This window comes from Paracoccus cavernae (assembly GCF_042430175.1).
GTDB lineage: Bacteria > Pseudomonadota > Alphaproteobacteria > Rhodobacterales > Rhodobacteraceae > Paracoccus > Paracoccus cavernae.
The window spans coordinates 178,609-203,903 of the sequence record NZ_JBHMDZ010000005.1 but is presented as its reverse complement, the minus strand read 5'-3'; the positions used below and the strand labels follow the sequence as shown (position 1 = coordinate 203,903).

General features: G+C 62.7%; 25 protein-coding genes. 13 read left to right on the top strand and 12 right to left on the bottom strand.

The window, feature by feature from the left end; all coding sequences use genetic code 11:
* Window positions 1-97 precede the first annotated feature (97 nt).
* On the bottom strand, window positions 98-1,120 hold the full coding sequence (gene ilvC / locus ACFFUC_RS06415; protein WP_377684613.1) for a ketol-acid reductoisomerase: 1,023 nt from the start codon (window positions 1,118-1,120) through the stop codon (window positions 98-100).
* 129 nt (window positions 1,121-1,249) lie between these two features.
* Here ilvC and ACFFUC_RS06410 point away from each other — a divergent pair, with 129 nt between their 5' ends.
* The 5 genes from ACFFUC_RS06410 (at window position 1,250) to ACFFUC_RS06390 (ending at window position 4,715) form a co-directional block, all read left to right on the top strand.
* Window positions 1,250-1,705 (top strand): Lrp/AsnC family transcriptional regulator, encoded by a 456-nt coding sequence (locus ACFFUC_RS06410; RefSeq protein WP_377684611.1) that lies wholly within the window; start codon window positions 1,250-1,252, stop codon window positions 1,703-1,705.
* Window positions 1,702-2,166: an Lrp/AsnC family transcriptional regulator gene (locus ACFFUC_RS06405; protein ID WP_377684609.1), complete on the top strand. Its 465-nt coding sequence runs from the start codon at window positions 1,702-1,704 to the stop codon at window positions 2,164-2,166. The genes ACFFUC_RS06410 and ACFFUC_RS06405 overlap by 4 nt, the downstream gene beginning before the upstream one ends.
* 75 nt (window positions 2,167-2,241) lie before the next feature.
* Entirely contained in the window at window positions 2,242-3,543 is a 1,302-nt protein-coding gene (locus ACFFUC_RS06400) for a lipoprotein-releasing ABC transporter permease subunit (RefSeq protein WP_377684607.1), read from the top strand.
* Entirely contained in the window at window positions 3,536-4,198 is a 663-nt protein-coding gene (locus tag ACFFUC_RS06395) for an ABC transporter ATP-binding protein (RefSeq protein WP_377684605.1), read from the top strand. The genes ACFFUC_RS06400 and ACFFUC_RS06395 overlap by 8 nt, the downstream gene beginning before the upstream one ends.
* Before the next feature lie 4 nt (window positions 4,199-4,202).
* Window positions 4,203-4,715 carry a phosphatase PAP2 family protein gene (locus ACFFUC_RS06390; protein ID WP_377684603.1) on the top strand — a complete coding sequence of 171 codons (513 nt, stop codon included), beginning with the start codon at window positions 4,203-4,205 and terminating at the stop codon, window positions 4,713-4,715.
* 13 nt (window positions 4,716-4,728) lie between these two features.
* On the opposite strand, the gene ACFFUC_RS06385 is transcribed toward ACFFUC_RS06390, so the two are convergent.
* The 9 genes from ACFFUC_RS06385 to ACFFUC_RS06345 all read right to left on the bottom strand — a co-directional run bounded on the left by ACFFUC_RS06385 (window position 4,729) and on the right by ACFFUC_RS06345 (window position 13,459).
* The gene (locus ACFFUC_RS06385) at window positions 4,729-5,064 is read right to left on the bottom strand and encodes a YnfA family protein (protein WP_377684601.1); all 336 of its coding nucleotides are present in this window, start codon (window positions 5,062-5,064) and stop codon (window positions 4,729-4,731) included.
* Complete coding sequence (locus ACFFUC_RS06380; protein WP_377684600.1) at window positions 5,064-5,795, bottom strand: gamma-glutamylcyclotransferase; 732 nt, start codon at window positions 5,793-5,795, stop codon at window positions 5,064-5,066. The genes ACFFUC_RS06385 and ACFFUC_RS06380 overlap by 1 nt, the downstream gene beginning before the upstream one ends.
* Entirely contained in the window at window positions 5,788-7,758 is a 1,971-nt protein-coding gene (gene parE / locus ACFFUC_RS06375; RefSeq protein ID WP_377684598.1) for a DNA topoisomerase IV subunit B, read from the bottom strand. The genes ACFFUC_RS06380 and parE overlap by 8 nt, the downstream gene beginning before the upstream one ends.
* Window positions 7,759-7,860: 102 nt before the next feature.
* A complete protein-coding gene (locus tag ACFFUC_RS06370) occupies window positions 7,861-8,520 on the bottom strand; it encodes a glutathione S-transferase family protein (protein ID WP_377684596.1) in 660 nt (219 codons plus the stop codon).
* Between the two features lie 98 nt (window positions 8,521-8,618).
* Window positions 8,619-9,803, bottom strand: a complete 1,185-nt coding sequence (locus ACFFUC_RS06365) for a dipeptidase (protein WP_377684594.1) — start codon at window positions 9,801-9,803, stop codon at window positions 8,619-8,621.
* Between the two features lie 10 nt (window positions 9,804-9,813).
* The gene (locus ACFFUC_RS06360; RefSeq protein ID WP_377684592.1) at window positions 9,814-10,305 is read right to left on the bottom strand and encodes a GNAT family N-acetyltransferase; all 492 of its coding nucleotides are present in this window, start codon (window positions 10,303-10,305) and stop codon (window positions 9,814-9,816) included.
* Window positions 10,302-12,140, bottom strand: coding sequence for a M3 family oligoendopeptidase (locus ACFFUC_RS06355; protein ID WP_377684757.1), 1,839 nt, complete (start codon window positions 12,138-12,140; stop codon window positions 10,302-10,304). The genes ACFFUC_RS06360 and ACFFUC_RS06355 overlap by 4 nt, the downstream gene beginning before the upstream one ends.
* Window positions 12,141-12,224: 84 nt before the next feature.
* Window positions 12,225-13,166, bottom strand: coding sequence for an alpha/beta fold hydrolase (locus ACFFUC_RS06350; protein ID WP_377684590.1), 942 nt, complete (start codon window positions 13,164-13,166; stop codon window positions 12,225-12,227).
* An 8-nt stretch (window positions 13,167-13,174) separates the two neighbouring features.
* A complete protein-coding gene (locus tag ACFFUC_RS06345; RefSeq protein WP_377684588.1) occupies window positions 13,175-13,459 on the bottom strand; it encodes an SCP2 sterol-binding domain-containing protein in 285 nt (94 codons plus the stop codon).
* A gap of 125 nt (window positions 13,460-13,584) precedes the next feature.
* On the opposite strand from ACFFUC_RS06345, the gene ACFFUC_RS06340 reads away from it, so the two are divergent.
* The 5 genes from ACFFUC_RS06340 (at window position 13,585) to ACFFUC_RS06320 (ending at window position 18,850) form a co-directional block, all read left to right on the top strand.
* Window positions 13,585-14,331, top strand: a complete 747-nt coding sequence (locus ACFFUC_RS06340) for a tetratricopeptide repeat protein (protein WP_377684586.1) — start codon at window positions 13,585-13,587, stop codon at window positions 14,329-14,331.
* Window positions 14,332-14,333: 2 nt separating this feature from the next.
* Window positions 14,334-17,312 (top strand): helicase-related protein, encoded by a 2,979-nt coding sequence (locus ACFFUC_RS06335; protein WP_377684584.1) that lies wholly within the window; start codon window positions 14,334-14,336, stop codon window positions 17,310-17,312.
* A complete protein-coding gene (locus ACFFUC_RS06330; protein ID WP_377684581.1) occupies window positions 17,309-17,599 on the top strand; it encodes an RNA-binding S4 domain-containing protein in 291 nt (96 codons plus the stop codon). Before ACFFUC_RS06335 ends, ACFFUC_RS06330 begins: the two co-directional genes overlap by 4 nt.
* A gap of 60 nt (window positions 17,600-17,659) precedes the next feature.
* Window positions 17,660-17,998 (top strand): ferredoxin FdxA, encoded by a 339-nt coding sequence (gene fdxA / locus ACFFUC_RS06325; protein ID WP_377684579.1) that lies wholly within the window; start codon window positions 17,660-17,662, stop codon window positions 17,996-17,998.
* 342 nt (window positions 17,999-18,340) lie between these two features.
* The gene (locus ACFFUC_RS06320; RefSeq protein ID WP_377684577.1) at window positions 18,341-18,850 is read left to right on the top strand and encodes a CarD family transcriptional regulator; all 510 of its coding nucleotides are present in this window, start codon (window positions 18,341-18,343) and stop codon (window positions 18,848-18,850) included.
* A gap of 72 nt (window positions 18,851-18,922) precedes the next feature.
* Here ACFFUC_RS06320 and ACFFUC_RS06315 read toward each other — a convergent pair whose 3' ends face one another.
* The gene (locus ACFFUC_RS06315; protein ID WP_377684575.1) at window positions 18,923-20,308 is read right to left on the bottom strand and encodes a M20/M25/M40 family metallo-hydrolase; all 1,386 of its coding nucleotides are present in this window, start codon (window positions 20,306-20,308) and stop codon (window positions 18,923-18,925) included.
* A 169-nt stretch (window positions 20,309-20,477) separates the two neighbouring features.
* Here ACFFUC_RS06315 and hemA point away from each other — a divergent pair, with 169 nt between their 5' ends.
* The 3 genes from hemA to ispG all read left to right on the top strand — a co-directional run bounded on the left by hemA (window position 20,478) and on the right by ispG (window position 24,423).
* The gene (gene hemA / locus ACFFUC_RS06310; protein WP_377684574.1) at window positions 20,478-21,707 is read left to right on the top strand and encodes a 5-aminolevulinate synthase; all 1,230 of its coding nucleotides are present in this window, start codon (window positions 20,478-20,480) and stop codon (window positions 21,705-21,707) included.
* 109 nt (window positions 21,708-21,816) lie between these two features.
* A complete protein-coding gene (locus ACFFUC_RS06305) occupies window positions 21,817-23,163 on the top strand; it encodes a helix-turn-helix domain-containing protein (RefSeq protein WP_377684572.1) in 1,347 nt (448 codons plus the stop codon).
* A gap of 129 nt (window positions 23,164-23,292) precedes the next feature.
* Complete coding sequence (gene ispG, locus ACFFUC_RS06300; protein WP_377684570.1) at window positions 23,293-24,423, top strand: flavodoxin-dependent (E)-4-hydroxy-3-methylbut-2-enyl-diphosphate synthase; 1,131 nt, start codon at window positions 23,293-23,295, stop codon at window positions 24,421-24,423.
* 89 nt (window positions 24,424-24,512) lie between these two features.
* Here the strand turns inward: ispG and ACFFUC_RS06295 are convergent, their stop codons facing one another.
* Complete coding sequence (locus ACFFUC_RS06295) at window positions 24,513-25,271, bottom strand: DsbA family protein (protein ID WP_377684568.1); 759 nt, start codon at window positions 25,269-25,271, stop codon at window positions 24,513-24,515.
* Window positions 25,272-25,295: the final 24 nt, after the last annotated feature.

Genomic DNA, 25,295 nt, shown 5'->3' with positions numbered 1-25,295 from the left:
GGCCCTTCGGGGCCTTTTTCATTTGCGCGCGGGCTGGAGGCGCGGAACGGAAAAGGCCGCCCGAGGGGGCGGCCTTTCCTTGCAGTGATCGCGGGGATCAGTTGCGGGCCTTGTCGACCATTTTGCCTTTCGAGATCCACGGCATCATGGCGCGGAGTTTCTCGCCGACTTGCTCGATCTGGTGCTCGTCGTTGATGCGGCGGGTCGCTTTGAAGGACGGCTGGCCGACAGCGTTTTCCAGCATGAAGTCGCGGACGAATTTGCCGGTCTGGATGTCGGTGAGGACGTCTTTCATGCGCTTTTTGGTTTCTTCGTAGGGAAGAATGCGCGGGCCCGACACGTATTCGCCGTATTCGGCCGTGTTCGAGATCGAGTAGTTCATGTTCGCGATGCCGCCTTCATAGATCAGGTCGACGATCAGCTTCACTTCGTGCAGGCATTCGAAATAGGCCATTTCCGGCTCGTAGCCGGCTTCGACGAGGGTTTCGAAGCCCATGCGGATCAGTTCGACCAGACCGCCGCAGAGAACGGCTTGCTCGCCGAAGAGGTCGGTTTCGCATTCCTGACGGAAGTTGGTTTCGATGATGCCCGAGCGGCCGCCACCGATGGCCGAGCAATAGGACAGAGCGAGGTCCATGGCTTTGCCGGTTGCGTCATGGTGGACCGCGACGAGGCAGGGCACGCCGCCGCCTTTGGTGTACTCGCCGCGAACGGTGTGGCCCGGACCTTTGGGTGCCATCATGATGACGTCGACGCCGGCTTTCGGCTCGATCAGGCCGAAGTGCACGTTCAGACCGTGAGCGAAAGCGATCGCTGCGCCCTCTTTCAGGTTGTCGTGGACGTATTTCTTGTAGGTTTCAGCCTGAAGTTCGTCGGGCATGGTGAACATGACCAGATCGGCCCAAGCAGCTGCTTCGGCGATCTCCATGACTTTCAGGCCTTCCGCTTCGACTTTCTTGGCCGAAGCCGAGCCGGGACGCAGAGCGACAACGACGTTTTTCGCACCCGAATCGCGCAGGTTCAGCGCATGGGCATGGCCTTGGCTGCCGTAGCCGATCATGGCAATTTTCTTGTCCTTGATCAGGTTCACATCGGCGTCGCGATCGTAGTAAACGCGCATTGGGGCGTCCTTTCCTATGTTGATGCAATGACTTTAGCCTCGGATCGTGACGAATAAAGTTCAATCGTCGCGATATTTGCGCTAATTTCGCATGAGTCATGCCGAAACTTTTTATCTTGCGAGAAAATCATGCTCGACGATACCGATCGACGCATCCTGCGCCATCTGCTGGCCGATCCCGAGGCCGCCAATGCCGATCTGGTCGAGCGCGCAGGCGTGACCAGCGCCAGCCTGTGGCGCAGGCTGGAAAAGCTGCGCGCAGAGGGTACGATCAAGGCCACCTCGGCGCGGATCGACTGGCGCAAGCTCGGCTACGAGGTTCAGGTCAGCCTGCGTTTCAACCTCGACAAGGCCGATCCGCGTGCCTTCGACGATTTCACCGCTGCCGCCCGTGCGGTGCCCGAGGTGACCGAGATCCAGACCTTCCTCGGCTCGGTCGATCTGCGGCTTTCGGTGATCGCGCGCGATATGGCGCATTGGCAGCAGATCTACCGCGAAAAGATCCTGACCCTGCCGCATGTTTCGGACAGCGATGCGCTGATGCTGGTCGCGACGATCAAGGAAACGCAGGAGATGCCGCTATGAGCACGGTTTTCGACGCCGATGCCACCGATCTCGCGATTTTGCGGCTGCTGTCCGAAGATGCCACTCAAAGCGCGGCGGAAATCGGGCGCGCGCTCGGTCTTACCCAGCCCGCGACATGGCGGCGCATCAAGCGCCTGAGCGATGCGGGCGTCATCGCCGGACGCCGGATCGAGGTCGACCAAGCCGCGGCCGGTTTCGGCGTCACGGTCTTTCTCGGCATCCGCCTTGCCACCAAGGGGCGCACCAGCCTCGAGGATTTCGAACGCGCGGCGACCTCGATCCCCGAGGTGCAGGTGGTCCAGCATGTCCTCGGCCAGTTCGACTACCGCCTGCGCATCGTCGCCCGCGACATCGCCGATTTCGAGCGCATCCTGCGCCGCCGCATCATGACGCTTCCGGGGATTGGTCAGGTCGAGGCCAACGTCATGCTGTCGGAAGAGCGCCGTCCGGGCCCGCTTTGACGCCCTCACGGCGTTGTTGTCTTGCCTTTCGTCCCCGCCCGCGCCAAGCAGGACGTGACTTAGGATAGGTGTTTCATGGCCAACCCGCCTCCGTTCTCGCGCTTCGAATTCATGATAGCCTGGCGCTACTTGCGCGCGCGCCGTGCCGAGGGCGGGGTCAGTGTCATGACCTGGATCAGCCTGATCGGCATCACGCTTGGCGTCATGGCGTTGATCGCGACCTTGGCGGTTCGGGCGGGGTTCCGCGCCGAATTCGTCGATACGGTTCTGGGGGCGAATGCCCATAGCACGCTCTATTATACCCCGACCTATGTCACCAACGAGCTGACCGAGGAGACCTATACCGTCCCCGGCCGGATCGAGGATTACGACGCTTTGGCCCAAAAGGTCGCGGCGCTGCCGGGCGTGGTCCGTGCGGCGCCCGTGGTGCGCGGTCAGGTCATGGTCACGATGGGCGACCGCTCGAATGTGGCCGAGGTTTACGGCGTCACCGATGGCGAGCTGCAGGCCATCCCGCGCATTGCCGATCCCGAAACGGCGCAGGGCAATATCGCGGATTTCGACAAGGGAATCGCGATCGGCATCGGCATTGCCCGCGAATTGGGCCTGACACTTGGCGACAAATTGCAGGTAATCTCGCCGAACGGCGCCAAGACCGCTTTCGGAACGACCCCGCGGATTTCGACCTATGACGTCGTTTATATCTTCTCGGCAGGACGCTACGACATCGACCGCACCCGCATCTATATGCCGATGGCCGAGGCGCAGTCCTATTTCAACCGCGAGGGCGCAGCCGACGAGATCGAGGTCTATGTCGACAATCCCGAAAAGATCGACGACTGGACCTCGCCGCTTTTGAACCTCGCGGGCGACAATGCGATGGTCTGGACGTGGAAAGATTCCTCGGGCTCCTTCCTGCGCGCGCTCGATATCGAGGATGACGTGATGTTCGTGATCCTGTCGGTGCTGGTGCTGATCGCCTCGATGAACATCACCTCGGGGCTGATCATGCTGGTCAAGAACAAGGGCCGCGACATCGGGATCCTGCGCACGATGGGGTTGAGCGAGGGCTCGGTTCTGCGCGTCTTCTTCCTGTGCGGGGCGTTTACCGGCGTGATCGGCACGGTTGCCGGCGTGATCCTCGGCGTGGTTTTCGCGCTGAATGTCGACCACATCATGGCCTTCGTGAACATGATTTCGGGCGGCGGCGCATGGGATCCTTCGGTGCGCGGCATCTACGAGCTGCCCGCCAAGCTTTTGCCTTGGGATATCGCAAGGGCGGTCGGGCTTTCGCTGGCGCTTTCCTTTATCGTCACCATTTTTCCGGCGCGCCGCGCGGCGCGTATGAACCCTGTAGAGGCGCTGCGCTATGAATGACGTTTTGCGGATCGAAGGCGTTTCCAAGACCTACAGCAAGGATGGTGCCGCGCCGGTGCCGGTGCTCAAGGACTTTCGGCTCTCGATCGCCAAAGGCGAGGTCGTGGCGCTGGTCGCCCCTTCGGGGGCAGGGAAATCCACGCTTCTCCATATTGCGGGGCTGCTCGATACGCCGGACGAGGGGCGGGTGGTTCTGAACGGGCGCGACATGACCGGCCAGCCGGACCGTTTGCGCACCGAGGCACGCCGTCGCGAGCTGGGTTTCGTTTACCAGTTCCACCATTTGCTGCCCGAATTCACCGCGGCCGAGAACATCATCCTGCCGCAGCTTGCGAACGGCACCGGACAGGCGGCGGCCCGCAAACGCGCGCTGGCGCTGCTCGACCGCGTCGGGCTTGGCCATCGCGCCGATCACCGCCCCGCCGAAATGTCGGGCGGAGAGCAGCAGCGCACCGCCTTTTGCCGCGCCTTGGCCAATGAGCCCGCGCTCTTGCTCGCCGACGAGCCGACCGGCAACCTCGATCCCGCGACCTCGGATCGGGTCTTCGACATGCTGATCGAGCTGGTGCGCGAGACCGGCCTTTCCGCTCTGATCGCGACCCATAACCTCGAGCTTGCGGCGCGCATGGACCGTGTCATCCGGCTGGGGGCCTAAGAGGGTGCGTCGCGCGGGGGGCGTTCTGGCGGCAGGTTTGACGGTTGCGGCAACGGTTCTGCCAGCTGCCGCCGATCCTTTGGAAAGCTTCGGGACCGGCATGAAATACGGCCTTCCGCTAGCCGCCGCCGTCTGCGCGGCCGATCAGGGCCGGTTCGAGGATTTCGCGGTGCGCGGTGCGCTTCAGGCGGGCCTCGTTCTGGCGTTGAAGCATTTTTACGGCGACGCCCCGATCGGGCGGCGTCCAAGCGGCGAGGGGCGGGGCTTTCCCTCGGGCCATGCTGCCGCCGCGGCCTTTGGCGCGGCCGATCTCGCGGGCAAATGCTTCGACGACCAGCCTTGGGCGGGTGCTGCCGCCTATGGCGCGGCGGGACTGGCCGCCTATAGCCGCGTCCATGCGGGCGAGCACACGCCGAAACAGGTCTGGACCGGCGCGTTGATCGGCTTTTCCTTTGGCGCGGCCAGCTTCGGCATCGGCAAGGACGGCGCGGATTTCAGCGTGGGCCTGAAATTCTAGGGACTGGCTCGTTTCACCCCCGCGAGCCCAGCAAGATCACGCCCGCGCCGATCAGGCAGATCGCCCCGCCGATCACATCCCAGCGCGAGGGGGGGTGCCCCTCCATCAGCCATAGCCAGCCAAGCGATGCGAGGATATAGACCCCGCCATAGGCTGCGTAGGCACGGCCGGCGAAGTCGGTGTCGATGCGGGTCAAAAGCCATGCAAAGAGGATCAGCGCCGCCACGCCCGGCAAGGTCCACCAGATCGGGCGCCCCATGCGGAGCCAGGCCCAAAAGGCGAAACAGCCCGCGATTTCGGCCAAAGCGGCCAGCAGGTAGAGCCCGAGAGCGTGCAAAGCCGCGCCCATCAGCGCGCGCCTTCGACAAGGCACCAGCGGTCGATCTCGGCGGCAACAAGGGCTTGGAGTTGCCAGATATAGGCATCGTGAATGCCTGCGGCGGCGAGCCCCTCGGCGGTGCGCAGCAGGTATTCGCTGCCCGATCCGGCGGGGCCGTTGGCATGGGCAAGGCGCAGAGCCTGCTCGGGCAGTGGCAGAAATTCCAAATCAATATCAACGGGATCGGCGTAAAAGGTCAAAGCCTCCTGAATCCCTTGCGCGGTCTCGACCTCGATCCAGCGGGCATTGGCGGCAAGCTCGTGGGCGACAAGCTCGCGGCGCAGGATGGCGCGCAGGGACTGGGCCTCGGTGCCACGCTCGATTTCGAGGATCAGCCCCTCGCATTGCCCGCCCGCAGCCAGCGCCAGCATCAGGCCCGGCGTTTCGGGCGAGCCGCGGAAATGGGTCAGCGGGATGGTGAACTGCCGGTGCCAGTTCGGCGCCGTCGCACGTTTGCGCGCGCCAACAGCAAATCCGGGGTTCCAGATCAGCGAACCATAGGCAAAGACCGGAATGGGGCCGGAGCGCCCGCCGATCAGTCGCGCGGCAAGCCGGTCGAGATCCTCGTCGTCCAAAAGCCGCCAGGCGGGGTCGTGCAGATGTCCCGCGACACAACGGGTCACGCGGCGGATGTGGTCGTCGGTCAGGGACAGCGGCGCGCGCTGGCTGCACGCGCCCTGATTGTGGTCTGGCTCAGACATCCAGCTCTTCGGCATCGGCGAATTGTGCGTTTTCCTGAATGTACTGGAAACGCAGCTCGGGCTTTTTGCCCATCAGCCGTTCGACCAGATCGCCGGTCTCGCCGCCTTCCTCGTCGTCGATCGAGACGCGGATCAGCTTGCGCGTCTTGGGGTTCATCGTCGTGTCTTTCAGGTCCTTGGCGTCCATTTCGCCCAGACCCTTGAAGCGCTGCACGTCGATTTTTCCTTTTCCGCCAATGCCTTTCTCCATCAGGCGCTCTTTCTCGGCATCATCCGAGACATAGATGCGATGGGCGCCCTGCGTCAGGCGGTAGAGCGGCGGGCAGGCGAGATAGAGATGCCCTTTGTCGATCAGCGGCCGCATCTGGGTGAAGAAGAACGTCATCAGAAGCGACGCGATATGCGCGCCGTCCACATCGGCATCGGTCATGATGATGACCTTGTCGTAGCGCAGATCGTCGACGTTGAACTTCGTGCCCATCCCGACGCCGAGCGCCTGACAAAGATCGGCAATCTCCTGGTTCGAGCCGAGCTTGGACGAAGCCGCGCCCAGCACGTTCAGGATTTTGCCCTTGAGCGGCAAAAGCGCCTGCGAGGTGCGTTCGCGCGCCATTTTGGCGCTGCCGCCTGCCGAGTCCCCCTCGACGATGAACAGTTCGGTCCCGTCGCGGTTGGTGGCCGAGCAATCGACCAGCTTGCCCGGAAGACGCAGCTTTTTCGTGGCGGTCTTGCGCTGGGTTTCCTTTTCCTGCTTGCGGCGCAGACGTTCTTCGGCGCGCAGGATCAGGAAATCGAGGATCGCGCCTGCCGATTTGGTATCGGCAGCGAGCCAATTGTCGAAATGGTCGCGCACCGCGCCTTCGACCAGACGGGCGGCCTCGACCGTGGCCAGACGGTCCTTGGTCTGGCCCACGAATTCCGGCTCGCGGATGAAGCACGAGACCAGCGCGCTGCCGCCGACCACCAGATCCTCGCGGGTGATCTGCGCGGCTTTTTTGTTGTTGATCAACTCGCCGTAACCACGCACGCCCTTGAGGATCGCGGACCAGAAGCCCGCCTCGTGGGTGCCGCCCTCGGGGGTGGGGACCGTGTTGCAATAGCTCTGGATGAAGCCGTCGCGCGCGGGCGTCCAGTTGATCGCCCAATCGACTTTGCCGGGGGTCTGGAACTTCTCCATGAAATCGACCGAACCGGCAAAGGGCCGGTCGGCATAGGTCGAGGATTTGCCCAGAACCTCGGTCAGGTAATCGGCCAGACCGCCGGGGAAATGGAAGGTCGCCTCGAGCGGGGTCTCGCCGTCGTCGATTTCGGTTTTCCAGCGGATTTCGACGCCCGAGAAAAGATAGGCCTTGGATTTGATCATCTTCATCAGGCGCGCGGGCTTGAAGCGGTGCGCGTGGAAAATCTGTTCGTCGGCATGGAAGGTCACGGTCGTGCCGCGACGGTTCGGGGCCGCGCCGATTTTCTCGACCGGACCTTGCGGGATCCCGCGCGAGAAGCGCTGTTCCCAAAGCTCGCGGTTGCGCGCGACCTGAACCACCATGAGATCGGAAAGCGCATTCACCACCGATGCGCCGACGCCGTGCAGACCGCCCGAGGTCTGATAGGCGCCTTCGGTGAATTTGCCGCCGGCGTGCAGCGTGCAGAGAATGACTTCGAGCGCGGATTTGCCGGGGAATTTCGGATGCGGATCGACGGGAATGCCGCGGCCGTTGTCGCGCACGACGACGCTGTAATCGGCCAGAAGCTCGACCTCGATCCAGCTGGCGTGACCGGCGACGGCCTCGTCCATCGAGTTGTCGAGGATCTCGGCGACAAGGTGGTGGAGCGCGCGTTCATCGGTGCCGCCGATATACATGCCCGGTCGTTTGCGGACCGGCTCCAGCCCCTCCAGCACCTCGATCGAGGCGGCGGAATAGGCATTGCTTGCCGTTTCAGCTGTGGGGAAGAAATCGTCGGCCATCGGAATACTGCTCTTGTTTTGATTTGCTGCTTATCTCACGCGCGTCGGGCACTGGGCAAGGGGTAGTGGCGTCAGGGCTGCTACCCGCTAGCCGTTGTTGGCCTATTCGGGCTCCTGCAGGCGCTCCTGCCACATTTTGCGGAAGGCGGGGCGGTCCTGACAGGCGGTCAGCCAGCCTTTGACGGCGGGGAACGCCTCCCACAGAGGGCCGAAGCCTTGGGCGTAGCGCAGAACCTCGGCGGTGTTGAGATCGGCCACCGTAAAGCGGTCCGACACGATAAACTGGTGGGCGCAGAGGTGATCTTCAAGCACCTTGAGCGGACGCACCAGCCGTTCGGCGGCATTGGCGATCAGCGCCTGATCCTCGCCGGACTGGTTCGGACCGGGTTTGTGCAGGAAAAGGATGGTGAGCGCATCCGGCTCGATCATGGTCGCCGCGTAAAAGGACCATTGCAGCATGAGCGCTTCTTCGGCCTCGTTGCGGGGACCGAGATCCTTGCCGTATTTGCGCGCCAGATACTGTGTGCAGGCGAAGGATTCCGAAAGCGTCAGGTCGCCGTCCTGCAAGACGGGGATCGCGCCTGCGGGCGAAAGCGCCAGAAATTCGGGGCTGCGGGTGTTGAGCGGCGCATCGGGCGCCTCGGCGTCGCCCAAACGGTAGGCCTGAATGACCGGCACCTGCCGGAAGTCGAGTCCCGCTTCGTGGCAAAGCCAGATCAGCCGCGAGGCGCGCGAGCGGGTAACGCCGTGAATGGTCAGCATGGAGATCCTCTCGGCTTTCGGGCCTGTTCGCGATGATGTCGTGACCAATTAGGCCGGAGCCGGCGGTTCGGGCAAGTCCGGCGTTGGGTCAAAGAGGTTTAATCGGGCAGGCGGGCGGCAAGGTAAAGCATCATATTGCCGCCCATGACCTTGGCGATCTGGTCTTCGCCCAGCCCCTCGTCCATCAGCGCCTGCGTCAGCACGTCGAGATGGGCGCTATCGAAAGGCGCATCGACCGAGCCGTCGTAATCCGAGCCGAGCGCGACGTGGTCTTCGCCCAGAAGGGTGATCGCGGCACTGATCGCGCGGGCGATATCGGCGGGGCTTTGACCGCAAACGACATCGGACCAATAGCCGATCCCGACGATCCCCCCTTTGGCCGCAATTCCCTTCAGTAGGTCGTCGTCGAGATTGCGCGGGCTCGGGCAATGGCCGTGAATGCCGGTATGGGACAAGATCGGCACCACGCGCGGGATCGCCAACACGTCGCGCACCACCTGCGGCGAGGCATGGGCGAGATCGACAATCATGCCGCGCTCGCCCATCTCGGCGATGGTCTCGCGCCCGAAACCGGTCAGCCCGTTGCCCGAGCCACCCTCGCCATGCAGGCTGCCGCCGAGCTCGTTGTCGAAGAAATGGGTGATGCCGATGATGCGGTAACCGGCATCATAGAGCAGGCGCAGGTTCTCGATCCGGCCTTCCAGCGGATGGCCGCCTTCGGTCGCGAGAAGGCCGCCGACGGTCTTGGCACCGCCCGCCCGTGCGGCAAGCAGCGTCGCAAGATCACTTTTGGAACGGATCACGACAAGGCTGTCGGGGGCCTCGGCGGCATAGGCGCCAAGACGGGCGGCCTGATCGAGCGCGCGGGCGCGCAGGCTGTTCCATGTGGTCGGCGGGCGCAGCTGGCCCATTACCAGAGGGGTGATGTTGTCGGCGGCATCCGTGCTGTTATGGCTGTAATTCTGGCTGCGCGGGCTTTTGGTGACGGCGGCAAAGACCTGCACCGCAACATTGCCTTCGATCAGGCGCGGAATGTCGACATGGGCGTAATCCGCGCGTTCCAGCAGGTCGCGGTCCCACAAAAGCGAATCCGCATGGAGATCGCCGATGGTCAGGCGCTGGTGCAGCGCCTCGGCCTCGGCGCTGACCGGCCAGCCCTCGGGGGGCGTCGTGAGGCGGTTGCGGCTTTTCTCGACCACGACGGGGCCCCAGACCAGAAGGGCGGCCAATGCCGCAATTCCGAGCAAAAGGACGAGGGCGAGAAGACGTCGCAACAGTCTCATGGGGCGCCTTTCAAGGAAGGGTTGGGTCGGATGGAACAAGCGGCAGGCGCAGGACATGCTGCGCGCTGAGATTGCCGCCGTGGTAAAGCTCTCCGTGGTCGACAAAACCCGCCGCAAGATAGACCGCACGGGCCGCGGGATTGACGATATTGACCGACAGGACCAGCCCCGTGGCGGCCGGATAAAGTGCCGCCGCATAGGCCGGCAGCGCGGCCATCGCAGCCTTGCCGGTGCCCTTGCCCTGTTCGGAAGCGTCGATCATCACGCCGCGCACCCCGATTTCGCCGTCGCGGGCGAAAGGATAGCTTTTGTGGAAAGCGCGGTCGGTTTTGAAAAAGCCGACCACTTTTTCGTCCCGCAATACGATATGGAAATCGAAATCGGGGTTCAGGTTCGAGAAATGCTCCCCGATCGAGCCGCAGAACGGCTCTTGATCGGGGTGGACCGCGACATGGGCGACGCGGTCCAGATCCTCGTGCGAGATGGGCTCGAGCCGGATCAAGCTTCCATTGCCTCGAGCTCGTCGATGAAGCCCTCGATCATCGACAGACCCTTGTCCCAGAAGGCCGGATCGGCAGCGTTCAACCCGAAGGGCGCCAGCAATTCGCTGTGGTGTTTCGATCCGCCGGCCTTCAACAGGTCGAAATATTTCGACTGGAAGTCGGGCAGACCGCCCTCGTAGGCGGCATAAAGCGCGTTCACCAGTCCGTCGCCGAATGCATAGGCATAGACGTAGAAAGGCGAATGGACGAAATGCGGGATATAGGACCAGAAGGTCTCGTAGCCCGGCATGAATTCAAAGACCGGACCCAAAGATTCCGCCTGAACCGACATCCAGAGGTCGTTGATGTCCTCGGGTGTCAGTTCGCCCTCTGCGCGGGCGGCATGAAGCTTGCTTTCAAAGTCGTAGAAAGCGATCTGGCGCACGACCGTATTGATCATATCCTCGACCTTGCCTGCCAAAAGCCCCTTGCGCTCGACCGGATCGGTGGTCTTGGCCAGCAGCGCGCGGAAGGTCAGCATCTCGCCGAAGACCGAGGCGGTTTCAGCCAAGGTCAGCGGGGTCGAGGCCAGCAATTCGCCCTGAGCGGCGGCGAGACTCTGGTGGACGCCATGTCCAAGTTCATGCGCCAAGGTCATGACATCGCGGGGTTTTCCCAGATAGTTCAGCATGACATAGGGGTGAACCGTGACGACGGTCGGATGGGCGAAAGCGCCCGGGGCTTTGCCCGGTTTGACGCCCGCGTCGATCCAGCCCTTGTCGAAGAAGGGTTTGGCCAAAGCCGCAAGATCGGGCGAGAAGCCGGCATAGGCGTCCAGCACGGTCGCCTCGGCCTCGGCCCAGTTGATGGTGCGCGGCGTCTCGGTCGGAAGCGGTGCGTTGCGGTCCCAGACCTGCATCTTCTCGAGGCCCAGCCATTTCGCTTTCAGCGCATAATAGCGGTGCGACAGGCGCGGATAGGCGGCGGTGACGGCATTGCGCAAAGCCTCGACCACTTCCGGCTCGACATCGTTCGAGAGGTGGCGGCCGAATTGCGGGCTGGGCATTTTGCGCCACTTGTCTTCGATCGCCTTTTCCTTGGCGAGGGTGTTGTGGATGCGGGCGAAAAGCTTGACGTTCTCGCCGAAGACTTTGGCGAGGGCGCGCGCGCCGGCCTCGCGTTTGGCGCGGTCGTGGTCGGTCAGAAGGTTCAGCGTCGCCTCGATGCCGAGGGTCTCGCCGTCAACCTCGAAGGTCAGACCGGCCGTGGTTTCGTCGAAAAGGCGGTTCCATGCGGCGGCACCGACGACCGAATTGTCGTGGAGGAATTTTTCCAGCTCGTCTGAAAGCTGGTAGGGCCGCATCGCGCGCATGCGGTCAAAGACCGGCTTGTAGCGGCTCGGGCCGTTTTCGGCGGTAAAGACCGCTTCGTAAACATCATCAGGGATGCGGTTGAATTCCAACGAGAAAAAGACCAGCGGCGTCGTGAAGTTGGTGATCTTTTCCTGCAGGTCGCCCAGCATTTTGGCGCGCTCGCCATCAGTGCTGTTTTGGTAATAGCGCAAGCCCGCATAGGACATGATGCGCCCGCCGGTCACGCTGATGTCTTCATAACGCCTGATGCAGGCCAGCATTTCGGCGGCGTCGAGGGTGTCGAGGCGGCCTTCGTAATCGGCGGCAAAGCTGGCGGCTGCGGTTTCAAGCGCGGCGATGTCGCGGGCCAGTTCCGGTGCGTCGGGGGCAGGGTAGAGATCGCCCAGATCCCAATCGGGCAATTGCCCCAGATCGGCGGCAGCATCGGAGGGTTTTGCACCCGCGTCCTTGTCGCGTGCCAGCGCGTCGCGGCCGTAAGCCATTGCGGCAAGGGGGAAGAAAGAGGCGGAAAACGTCATCTCGGGTCCTTTCAGTTGACCAAGATTTGACCTCTCCGACGCCGGTCTTCAACCCACAGAGCGGAAATGACGGATCAAGGCATTGAGAAAATGACGCCGGAGCGGTGCGCGCTCGATCAGGGGCTCGTGGCGCGCGCCGTCGATCTCGAGCAATTCGCCGTCATGCCAGCCGGAGGCGCGGGCGCGGATGGCGCGCGGGCTCACGACCTTGTCCTTGGGGCTCATCGCGATCAGGCAGGGCTGGGCGGGCAGCGGCATCGTCCTGATGCGGTCGCATTCGCGGATCGCCGCATCAAGCCAGTCGAAAGTGACGCCGCCAAGGGTCAGCTCGGGCCAGTTGTCGGTTTCGGCGACAAGACGGCCCCAGCGCAAACCGTCGCCGGTCAGATTGTTTTCGGCGAAAGAGTGATGCAGCACCATCGGCTGGTCGCCGCCCGAGCCGGGGCAATGCCTGCTGCCGCCTCCGATCCGGCGGCCGAGCTTGGCCCAGCCGCGAATCGACCAAAGCGGATAGGGCGTGGTGTTGATCCCCCACATCGGCGAGGAAAACACCGCCGAGACCACCGGCAATTCGTCCAGAAGCGAGGCATAGCCGATCGCGCCGCCCATCGAATGGGCCAGAAGATGCCAGGGCCGGGGCAGCGAGAGCTCTCCGGCGGCCACCACCAGCTCCAGCACGTCGCGCTGGTAATCGGCGAAATCGGCGATATGGCTGAGATGTGGATTGTCGATCAGCCGGTCCGAGAGGCCCTGACCGCGCCAATCAAGCGAGAGGACGTCATAGCCCGCCTCGTTGAGCGCCTGTGCGACACCGTTGTATTTCTCGAGATATTCGGCGCGGCCCTGAAACAGCAGCACCGTTCCCAATTGCTCGGTTGCCGCGGGCCAATGGGCGGCACGCAGGCGGATTCCGTCTTCGGCGCGCAGCCAGAAGGCGCGTGCCCGGGGAAGCTGGTCCCCGGGAAGCGTGCTGAACGGGGCGGGTGCCACGAATGTCCTCAGGACAAAAGCGCGCCCAGTTTCATGGCGACACCCATCGCGCCTTCGACTTTCAGCTTGCCGGTCATGAAGGCCATGGTCGGATTGACCGAACCGTCGAGGATGCCTTCGAAGGTTTCACGGCTGGCGGTCAGGGTGACATCGGTTTCTTCGTCGCCCGCGCGCACGCCGTTTTCGTCGATGATGATCGCACCTTCGTCGGTGATGACGAATTTCGCCGTCGAATCAAATTTTTGCACCTTCTTCGACAGCGCTTCGACTGCTGCATCCACAACTTTGCTCATTTAGGCGATCCTTCCGGCTTTCTCTGGAATAAATTCCGTCAAACGATTACATAGGTCTTATGCGACAGATTGCTTGCAAATTCCACTCTGCCCTGACGGCATTCAGCCTCGCGATTTGTCTGGGAATGGCAAGCGGAAGCGTCGCCGTTTCAGAGGAAACCGCCAAGAGGTCGGGCACGTCGGATCTGGTGCCGGTTCAGGAGGCCACGCCCGAGGGCGAGCTGCCCTTTGTGGAGCTGCCGCCGCCCTCCGAGGGGCAAATGCTGCCCGACGGAATCCAGCCCGAGGATCTGCCCGATCTTCTGCCCGAACCGGACCCCGATGCCGAAGGGCTTGCTGGCGATTTCGGCAGCACCAATGATGTCGCGGCCGATCCCGCAGCCGCAGCTCCCAGTGCGCAGGATATCGACCAGCTTTTCGCCGAGCTCGCAGCCCCCGAGGGCGATGCCTGGATCCGCGCCCAATCCGATATCCAGCGCATCTGGTCGCGTTCGGGATCTGCCGCGATGGATTTGCTCTACAAGCGCGGCGAGGAGGCCCTTGATGCCGGTGATCTCGCGGCCTCCATCGGGCATCTGACGGCTTTGACCGATCACGCCCCCGATTTCGCGAGTGGCTGGTATTTGCGGGCGGTGGCCTATTATCTCGACGGCGAGTTCGGCCCCGCGGTCGCCGATCTCGGCATGACGCTCCAGCTCGAGCCGCGCCATTTCATCGCGCTGACGCAATTGGGCGGGATGCTGGAAGAGACCGGGGATGACAAACGCGCGCTCGACGCCTATCGGGCAAGTCTCAAGATCAATCCGCACCAGCAAGAAGCCGTCGACGCGGTCACTCGGCTCGAGCAGAAAGCCGCCGGCACGGACGCCTGACAATGCAGAACAATTCACGGGTCACGGCAGTGCTGGGGCCAACCAATACCGGCAAGACGCATTACGCGATCGAACGGATGCTGGCCCATCGCACCGGCGTTATCGGCCTGCCTTTGCGGCTTTTGGCGCGCGAGGTCTATGACCGCATCGTCGCCAAACGCGGGGCACGCGTCGTGGCTTTGGTCACCGGCGAAGAGCGCATCATCCCCGACAAGGTGCAATATTGGGTCGCCACCACCGAGGCCATGCCCGATGTCGGCGCCGATTTCGTCGCGGTCGACGAGATCCAGCTTTGCGCCGACCCCGAGCGCGGCCATGTCTTTACCGAACGGCTTTTGAACGCGCGCGGCATTCACGAAACCCTGCTTCTGGGCTCGGATACGATGCGTCCGGCGATTGCGGCTCTGGTGCCGGGGGCGCAGTTTCTCCATCGCGACCGCTTTTCCGAGCTGAGCTGGGCGGGATCGAAAAAATTGTCGCGCATGCCGCGTCGCTCGGCGATCGTCGGCTTTTCGGTCGACAACGTCTATGCGATGGCCGAGCTTTTGCGCCGCCAGAAGGGCGGGGCGGCGGTGGTTATGGGCGCGCTCTCGCCGCGCACGCGCAACGCGCAGGTCGAGATGTACCAAAACGGCGATGTCGAATTTCTCGTCGCGACCGATGCGATCGGGATGGGGCTCAACCTCGATATCCATCACGTCGCCTTCTCGGCCACCGACAAATTCGACGGCCACCGCATGCGTCCGCTTTTCCCCCATGAAATGGGCCAGATCGCGGGCCGCGCCGGCCGCTTCACCGAAGCGGGCACCTTCGGCGTCACCGGCGAGGCCGAGATGCTCGATCCCGGCCTGATCGATGCGATAGAGAATCACCGTTTCGCACCGATCAAGCGTTTGATGTGGCGAAATCACGCCCTCGAATACGGAACGCTCGACCGTTTGCTGCAATCTTTGGAGGCGCCGACCTCGTCCGAATGGCTGATGCGCGGCCGCGAGGCCGACGATCTGCGTGCGCTCAGGGCCCTGCGCGAAATGCCCGAAATCCGGGCGCGGGTGAACAGCGGCAGCGATGTCAGACTGCTGTGGGACACCTGCCGTATTCCCGACTTTCGCGGCATTTCACCAGCAGAGCATAGCACATTGCTCGCACGGATCTTCGAATTCCTGCTCGAAGGCGGCATTCCGCAGGAATGGCTTGCCAACCAGATCAAGCGCATCGACAACCCGCTCGGCGACATCGACACGCTGTCCAAACGCCTCGCTTTCATCCGGACCTGGACCTATGTGGCTCAACGATCGGGATGGGTTCGCAATGAAAGCCATTGGCGGAACGAGACACGCGCGGTAGAAGACCGCCTGTCGGATGCGTTGCATGCGGCTTTGACGCAAAGATTCGTGGACCGGCGCACATCAGTGCTCTTGCGCCGGCTCAAGCAGAAGGAGAGCCTTGTGGCCGAGGTGAATGATAAGGGCGAAGTGACAGTCGAGGGCGAATTCGCCGGACGACTGGAAGGGTTTCGCTTTCAAGCAGATCCGTCAGCATCGGGGGATGAGGCACGGACGCTGACCCGCGCGGCATATGAGGCTTTGAAGCCGGAATTCCACCTGCGTGCGGACCGTTTCTACAACGCGCCCGATACCGAGCTGGACTTCACCGAACAGGGTGGCCTGATGTGGGGCAGCTCGGCGATCGGCAAGCTCGTGAAGGGCTCCGAACCGCTGAAACCGCAGGTCGAGGCTTTCGTTGACGAGGAAGCCGGTCCCGAGATCGCAGAGAAGGTCAAGCGTCGCCTTCAGCACTTCATCGACCGCAAGGTCGCAACTGGCTTCGAGGCGCTGCTCGCGCTGAAAAACGACGAGACCCTGACCGGTCTGGCCCGCGGCTTCGCGTTCCGTCTGGTCGAGGCGCTTGGCGTTCTGCCGCGCGAACAGGTCGCGAACGAGGTCAAGGATCTCGATCAGGAAGCCCGTGGCGTTCTGCGCAAACACGGCGTCCGTTTCGGTCAGTATACGATCTTCCTGCCCGCGCTTTTGAAGCCCGCGCCGACCCGTCTGCGTCTGGTGCTTTGGGGTCTGGATCAGGATCTGTCGGAATTCCCCGAAAGCCCGCCGCCCGGTCTGGTGACCATCCCGAACCTGCCCGATGTCCCCAAAGGCTATTACACGCTTTCGGGCTATCACGCGGCGGGCGACCGTGCGATCCGCATCGACATGCTCGAGCGTTTGGCCGACATGCTGCGCGCGCAAGACAGCCGCGGCGGTTTCGAGGCGACGCCGGACATGCTCTCGATCACCGGCATGACGCTGGAGCAATTCGCGACGCTGATGGGTGGCCTCGGCTACCGCGCCGAAAAAGGCGAGCGCCCGAAGGCCCGTGCCGAGGCGGCTGTTGCTGCCGAGGTCGAAGCCGATCCGATCGATCCGAACCTGCCGCTGACCGAAGAGGAAAGCGTCCTTCAGGCCGAAACCCGTGCGAAATGGGAAGCCGAACAGGCTTTGCGCAAGGCGGCCGAACAGGAAGCGGCCATCGCTGCCGGTGAAGTCGTCGAAGAGGCGGTTGCCGAAGCCGATGCCGCGCCGGTCGAGATGGAAGTCTTCTACAGCTTCACTTGGGCTCCGCGTCCGCGTGGCGGCCAGAACCGTCGTCCGCAGGGCCAGAACCAGTCGGGCGAAGGCGAACAGCAGCAGCGTCCGCGCGGTCCGCGCCGCAATGCCCAGGGTGGCGACGCCCAAGGGGAGCGCGGTGATCGCGGCGAGCGTTCGCAAGGTCAGGGCGGCAAGCCGCGTCACGGCGGCGGCAACCGTCGTCGCGACGAGGACGGCGAGCAGGGCGGCAAGGGCAAAGGCCCGCGTCACGCCAAAGGCGGCAACAACGGCAACGAGGGGGCCAAATCCTTCTCGGCGCGTCCGCCTCGTGCCGAAAAGCCGATGGACCCCGATAGCCCCTTCGCAATCCTCGCGGCGCTCAAGAACAAGTCGTGAGCGAAGACCGGATCCGGCTGGACCGCTGGCTCTTCCATATCCGGGCTTTCAAGACCCGTACACTCGCCTCCGACCGGATCCAGTCCGGCGGAGTGCGGGTGAACGGCGCTCCCTGCAACAAACCCGCGCGCCTCGTCGGCGCGGGGGACCAGATCACGGTCGCGACGGCCGGACGGGTCTTGGCGCTCGAGGTGGTCGCCTCCGGCGAGCGGCGCGGCCCCGCCAGCGAGGCGCGGACACTTTATCTCGATCTGACCACCGGCGGGATGCCGGATACGCTTGAATGATCGGGGCCAAGCGGTTAGGTCAAATCACAACAGAAATTCCCGAGGCTAAGGACTGCGCAGATGACCTATGTCGTCACTGAAAATTGCATCATGTGCAAATACACCGATTGCGTGGAAGTCTGTCCGGTTGACTGTTTCTACGAGGGTGAGAACACCTTGGTGATCCACCCCGACGAATGCATCGATTGCGGCGTTTGCGAACCCGAATGTCCCGCTGATGCGATCCGTCCGGACACAGAGCCGGATATGGAGAAATGGGTCGAGTTCAACCGCAAATACTCCGAGCAATGGCCGGTGATCACGCGCAAGAAGGATCCGATGCCGGGCTATGCCGAAATGGATGGCAAACCGGGCAAGCTGGACGCCTATTTCTCGGAAGCGCCGGGCGAGGGCGATTGATTCTCTTTGCAGGCTGACCTTCGGGTGCCGCGTTTTTCCGGCGGGGGCTTCGGCTCCCGTCTAAAACGTTGGAATTGCTGGTTAACAATCGATATTACGCGATCGATGCCGCGCTGCCGCGAGACGCTATCTATCGGGCGATTTTTGTGATATAAACTTGTCACAATACAGGACCAGACGGCCACGCCAAGGGCTGACCGTTTGGTTTTTATGCGTCTGCATGTCGCCGTCTGCCCGGAGACATTACGGAATTAAACGGATTTAGGCCTGCTGGGGAGGGGCGCTTCCTTCCTTCAGGGGCGATTTGCATCGCGGCCCGCGGTGCCACCTAGAGGATGACCCATGTCGAAATCGAAGAAGTCTGAGTTTCGCCCTGATGATTTTGTCGTTTATCCGACCCATGGCGTGGGCCGGATCGTTTCGATCGATGAGCAGGAAGTCGCGGGACTTCGGCTGGAAATGTTCGTCATTTCCTTTGAGAAAGACAAGATGACCCTGCGCGTTCCGACCGCGCGCGCGACCGAAATCGGGATGCGTGGCCTCTCGACCCCGGACCTGATCGAACGTGCGCTGGAAACGCTCAAGGGCAAGGCCCGCGTCAAGCGCGCGATGTGGTCGCGCCGCGCTCAGGAATACGAGCAGAAAATCAACTCGGGCGACCTGATGTCGATTGCCGAGGTGGTACGCGACCTGCACCGCAACGACGAACAGCGCGAGCAATCCTATTCCGAGCGTCAGCTTTACGAAGCCGCGCTCGAGCGTCTGACCCGCGAAGTCGCGGCCGTGAACGGCTGGGATGAGGCCGGTGCGCAAAAGCATGTCGAAGAAGTGCTGGTTGCCCGCGCAGCCTGATCGCGATCTTCGTTTCGCAAAAGGAAAGGGGCGCCGTTATGGCGCCCCTTTCTGTTTGGCTGCGGCCTCTGCTCAGGCGAATGTGGCGATGATGCGTGCCCAGCTGCGCGCGCCTTTGGCGAAGCTCTCGACATCGTATTTCTCGTTGGGCGAATGGATGCGGTCGTCATCCATGGCAAAGCCCACCATCATCGTATCCATGTCGAGCAATTCCTGAAAATCGCCGGCAATCGGGATCGAGCCGCCGGCGCCGACAAAGGCCGCCTCGACGCCCCATTCCTCGCTCAATGCCTGTTTCGCCGCGGCAAAGGCCGGATCGGTGATGTTCATATGGCTCGCGGGGCTTCCGCCGTGGTGCTTGAAGCTGATCGAGCAATCGGCGGGGATCGCCTTTTCCATATAGGCACGGAAGGCGGTTTTGATCTTCTCGGGATCCTGATCGCCGACAAGGCGGAAGCTGACTTTCGCGGTTGCTTCGCCGGGCAGGACGGTCTTGAAGCCCTGGCCGGTATAACCGCCGGACATGCCGTTGATCTCGAAGGTCGGACGGCTCCAGGTCATCTCGAGACCGGTGCGGCCCTTTTCGCCAATCGGCTCTTTCAGTCCGACCGCGCCGAGGAAATCGGCGGAGCTGAAGTCAAGCGCCTCCCAGTCCTTGCGCAACGCCTCGGGCAGTTCCGTCACGCCGTCGTAGAACCCCGGAAGGGTAATGCGGCCATCGGAATCCTTCATTCCCGCAAAGGCATTGCACAGGATTTGCAACGGGTTGGCGGCAATACCTCCGAAATAACCTGAATGCAGGTCGCGGTCGGCGGCGCGCAGGGTGATCTCTTCGCCGTAAAGGCCGCGCAGCTGCGTCGTGATCGCGGGGCGGCCGTCGGTATAGCGGCTGGTGTCGCAGATAGCGGCGATGTCGGCCTTCAGCTCGGAGGCGTTCTCAATCAGGAAGGGGCGCAGGCTCGGCGAGCCGGATTCCTCTTCGCCTTCGAGCAGCAGGATCAGCCCTTCGGGCAGGCTGCCGTGCACCTCTTTCCAGGCGCGGAAGGCTTCGATGAAGGTCATCAGCTGGCCTTTGTCGTCGGATGCACCTCGGGCGCGGATGACCTTGCCCTTCGGCGTATCCTCGATGCGCGGTTCGAAGGGGGGCGTATCCCACAACTCGAGCGGATCGACGGGCTGGACGTCATAATGCCCGTAAAACAGGATCTTGCGGCCGGTTCCTGGTGCGGAATGTGCGACGACCATCGGATGGCCGGGCGTTTCGCGGATCGAGACGTCAAAGCCGATCGCGGCCAGATCATCGCGCAGCCATTCCGCCGCGCGGCGGACGTCGCCCGCAAAGGCCGGATCGGTCGAGATCGAAGGGATGCGCAGCAGGTCGAGCAGCCGGTCGAGGGCTTGCGGAAGTCCTTCATCCAGTTTCCCGAGGACTTTTTCGAGCGCGCTTGCGGAGGTCATTTCCCAACCTTTCCTGATTGTTTTCCTAGGTTTTGCACTGCTTCCATTGTCGCATTGCGACACTTTTGCACTGTCATTTTCCGGCCCCGAGCCTTATCTATGCCGGACCCGATGGAACAAGTAATGGTCCTCGGAATGTCTAAGTTCAAGCAAGGCAAGGGGCCAAGCGATGGATTATTCAGCCGCACTCGATCAGGCGATCAGCAGGCTTCATGAAGAAGGCCGCTATCGCACCTTCATCGATATCGAGCGGCGGAAGGGTGTCTACCCTCAGGCCATCTGGACACGTCCGGACGGAACCGAGACCGAGATAACCGTCTGGTGCGGAAACGATTATTTGGGCATGGGCCAGCACCCTGCCGTTTTGGCCGCGATGCACGAGGCGCTGGATGCGACCGGCGCGGGCTCCGGCGGCACGCGCAATATTTCGGGAACGACGGTCTATCACCGCCGCCTCGAGGCCGAGCTTGCCGATCTGCATCAAAAAGAGGCCGCGCTCGTCTTTTCGAGCGCCTATGCCGCCAACGATTCCACGCTTTCGACCCTGCGCAAGCTGTTCCCCGGCCTGATTATCTATTCGGACGAGCTGAACCATGCGTCGATGATCGAGGGGATCAAGCGTTTCGACGGTCCCAAGCGCATTTTCCGCCACAACGATCTCGCCCATCTGCGCGAGCTGCTGGCTGCCGATGATCCGTCGGTTCCGAAATTGATCGCCTTTGAATCGATTTATTCGATGGACGGCGACTTCGGCCCGATCGAAGCGATCTGCGATCTTGCCGACGAATTCAACGCCTTGACCTATCTCGACGAGGTTCATGCCGTCGGCATGTATGGCCCGCGTGGCGGCGGCGTTGCCGAACGCGACGGTCTGGCCCATCGCATCGACCTGTTCAACGGCACGCTCGGCAAAGCCTTCGGCGTTTTCGGCGGCTATATTGCCGGTTCGGCCAAGATGATCGACGCGATCCGCAGCTATGCGCCGGGGTTCATCTTCACGACTTCGCTGCCGCCGGCAGTCGCGGCGGGTGCGGCGGCCTCGATCGCCTTCCTCAAGACGGCAGAGGGCCAGAAGCTGCGCGACGAGCAGCAAGATCATGCCAAGGTGCTGAAGATGCGTTTGCGCGCGCTCGGCATGCCGATCATGGATCACGGCAGCCATATCGTGCCGGTCCATGTCGGCCATCCCAAGCACTGCAAGGCTTTGTCGGATCTGCTTTTGTCGCAATACGGCATCTATGTGCAGCCGATCAACTTCCCGACCGTGCCGCGCGGGACCGAGCGCCTGCGCTTCACCCCGTCGCCCGTCCATGATTACAAGCAGATCGACCAGCTTGTTCGTGCAATGGACGCTTTGTGGTCGCAATGCTCACTTAACCGCTCATCGGCGGTTGCCTAAGACCTTTGATGGTGAAAAGCTCTCGCCGCCGTGATAATCATTACGTAAGAAATCTGTGGGACGTTATTGATTCGCGCAGAGACTAATCGGCAGCATAGGGCAGGCACAGATGATCGGGCTGAGGGGCGCAACCCCGGCAGATAGCGAAGAGGTCCCGGTGGGTGTCCCGCCGGGATATGAGGACACCGACGATATCCGTCTTGGTGACCTGATGCGCGGTGAGCGCGCGACGATGGGGAAATCCCTGCTCGATGTTCAGCGCGAGCTGCGCATCCGTGCCTCGTTCGTGGCCGCGATAGAAAACTGTGATGTGACGGCCTTCGACGCGCCGAGCTTCATCCCCGGCTATGTCCGGTCCTATTCGCGCTATCTCGGCATGGATCCGGACTGGACCTTCCAGCGCTTCTGCACCGAATCGGGGTTCCGCCCGCCGCATGGCCTCGCCGCGGCGGCCTCTGGCCCCAAACCCCAGCGCCGACCTTCGGATCCGGCCGAGGCTTTGGCCAACCCCCATGCGCTTTTCCTGCCGCAGCAGCAGAGTTTCTGGTCTTCGGTCGAACCCAAAGCCATCGGTTCGCTGATCGTCATGGCGCTTTTGGTCGGCGGTTTGGGCTATGGCGGCTGGTCGGTCCTGCAGGAAGTGCAAAAGGTCAATCTCACGCCGGGCGAACATGCGCCGGGCGTGGTGGCGAGCCTTGATCCGGTTCAGGATGCCTCGCTGCCCGAAAGTTTTGATACGGCGCAAGTGAACCTGCCGCAGCCCGAAGGGTTGGACCGCATCTATCGCCCGCAAGTGCTCGAAGTGCCGGTTCTGACCGCGCGCGACGGCCCGATTGCTTCGATCGATCCCGGCGTTGTCGCCGCGACCGGCGAGAGCGTGCCCGCAAGCACTACGGCGGTTGCCGGCAATACGGGTTCGGGTGACGCCAATGCGGCTTTGATTGCCGGCGGCCATATCCCGCTCGCGCCTTCGCCTTCGGGGCAGGGTGGTGCCGCCTCGACGCAGACGGGCGAGGCTCTTGCCATGGGGCCGGTGATGCCCGGTGATATGTCCTCCGTGCGCACGGTTGCGCCGGATGCGGCAGCGGTCGAGTTGCTGGCGGTGCGTCCTGCATGGGTGCGTGTGACCTCGGCCGACGGCACGGTCCTTCTTGAGAAAACCATGGATGCGGGCGAGCGTTTCGCTTTGCCCAAGCTCGAAGAGCCGCCGATCCTGCGTGCGGGCAATTCGGGTGCGGTCTATTTCGCGGTCAATGGCCAGACCTACGGCCCCGCGGCGCCGGGCGCGCAGGTCGTCAAGAATGTCGAGCTTTCGCCCCACGCCCTTGCCGAGAAATACGCTTTCGCCGATCTGAGCAAAGATCCCGAACTGGCCCAGATGATCGCGCTCGCCTCGGCTGCGCAAGCTGCAGGCGAGGGTGGATCGGCTTTGGACAATCCCGCGCCGGTCGAGTAACCGGCGCCGGACTTCCGCCCCGTTTCGCCGCTGCGTCCGAAACGCAACCGTGAAGCTTAACCCTGTCGCCTCGGCTTGCTTGCAGCCGGCGACAGGCCTATTTCATTGGCCAAGCGAAAGAGCAGGCTCATGACCCACAATCCGATCCGTCCCTGGCGCAATGTCGAGCGTCGCAAATCCCGTCAGATCATGGTCGGCAAAGTGCCGGTGGGCGGCGATGCGCCGATCTCGGTCCAGACCATGACCAATACCGATACCTCGGATGTGCGTGCGACGCTGGACCAGATCATCCGCGCCGCCGATGTCGGGGCCGATATCGTGCGCGTCTCGACGCCGGACGAGGCGTCGACGCAAGCCTTGCGTGAGATCTGCCGCGAAAGTCCGGTTCCGATCGTCGCCGACATCCATTTCCACTACAAACGTGCGATCGAGGCCGCCGAGGCCGGTGCCGCTTGTCTGCGCATCAACCCCGGCAATATCGGCGATGCCAAACGCGTGGCCGAGGTCGTGCGCGCGGCCAAAGACCACGGCTGTTCGATCCGGATCGGGGTCAATGCCGGCAGTCTCGAAAAGCACCTTCTGGAAAAATACGGCGAGCCTTGCCCCGCGGCCATGGTCGAAAGCGGGCTCGACCACATCAAGCTTTTGCAGGACAACGACTTCCACGAGTTCAAGATCTCGGTGAAAGCCTCTGATGTTTTCCTGTCGGCAGCCGCCTATCAGGAGCTGGCCGACGCCACCGATGCGCCGATCCATCTGGGGATTACCGAGGCGGGCGGTCTGATCTCGGGCACGGTCAAATCGGCGATCGGGCTGGGCAATCTTTTGTGGATGGGGATCGGCGATACGATCCGCGTTTCGCTTTCGGCTGATCCGGTCGAAGAGGTCAAAGTCGGCTTCGAGATCCTTAAATCGCTTGGCCTGCGCACCCGCGGCGTCCAGATCATCTCCTGCCCGAGCTGCGCGCGTCAGGGCTTCGACGTTATCAAAACCGTCGAAAAGCTGGAAAAGCGGCTCGAACACATCAAGCAACCGATGAGCCTTTCGATCATCGGCTGTGTCGTGAACGGCCCGGGCGAGGCATTGATGACCGATATCGGTTTCACCGGCGGCGGCGCAGGCTCGGGCATGGTCTATCTGGCCGGCAAGCAGGACCACAAAATGTCGAACGACCAGATGGTCGATCACATCGTCGGTCTGGTCGAGGAACGCGCAGCCAAGCTCGATGCCGAGGCCGCAGCGGCGGATGCCGCCGAATAATGCGCGCCCCTCGCGCTTGGATTGCAGCGCTTGGATTGCAAAAAGGGCGGCCATTGGCCGCCCTTTCGCTTTGGTGACGGGGCCGAGGCTCAGCCCTGTTCGGCTTGCGATTTGCGGGCGGCTTCGACCGCATTCGCCAGACCGGAGGCCGGAACGCCGCGAAGCATCTCGGGACCGATGATGAAGGTGGGCGTGCCCATGATCGCCATGCTTTCGGCGAGCTGGTGGTTCTTGCGCAGAACCGCGCTCACGTCTTCGGTGTTCATGCGGTTGATCACGGCCTGCGAATCCAGACCCTGTTCCTGCGCCAGCTTGGTCAGGCTTTCGAGATTGACCGGACCGTTCAGCGTCATGAGCGCGTCATGGGCCTTTTTATAGGCCTCGGGTCCGGCGATCTGCTGGACCGAAACCGCGAAACGGGCGGCGATGTCGCTTTCCTGACCGAGAATCGGGAATTCCTTGAGGATGAAGCGGATGTTGCCGTCCGATTTGATCAAGGCCTCGACCTCGGGGTTCACCTTCTTGCAATAGCCGCATTTGTAGTCGACGAATTCGACCATGGTGATGTCGCCGTCGGGATTGCCGCCGACCCAGCTATGGCCGTCCTCGAAAATCGCGTCGCGGTTGTTGACGACCAAAAGCGCGTCGTTTTCCACCTCTTGGGCGACGCGGCGAGCCTCGAGCACGTTGATCGACTCGACCAGCACTTCGGGATTGGCCATCAGATATTCGCGAATGGCGGTGCCGAAGGCCTCTTTTTCCGCGTCAGACATGTTTGCCGGATCAAAGGCAAAGGCCGGCAGGGCGGTCGCAACAGTCAGCGCCAGGGCGGCGAGCATGGGTTTCATCTTGGATATCCCCTCAAATTTAGG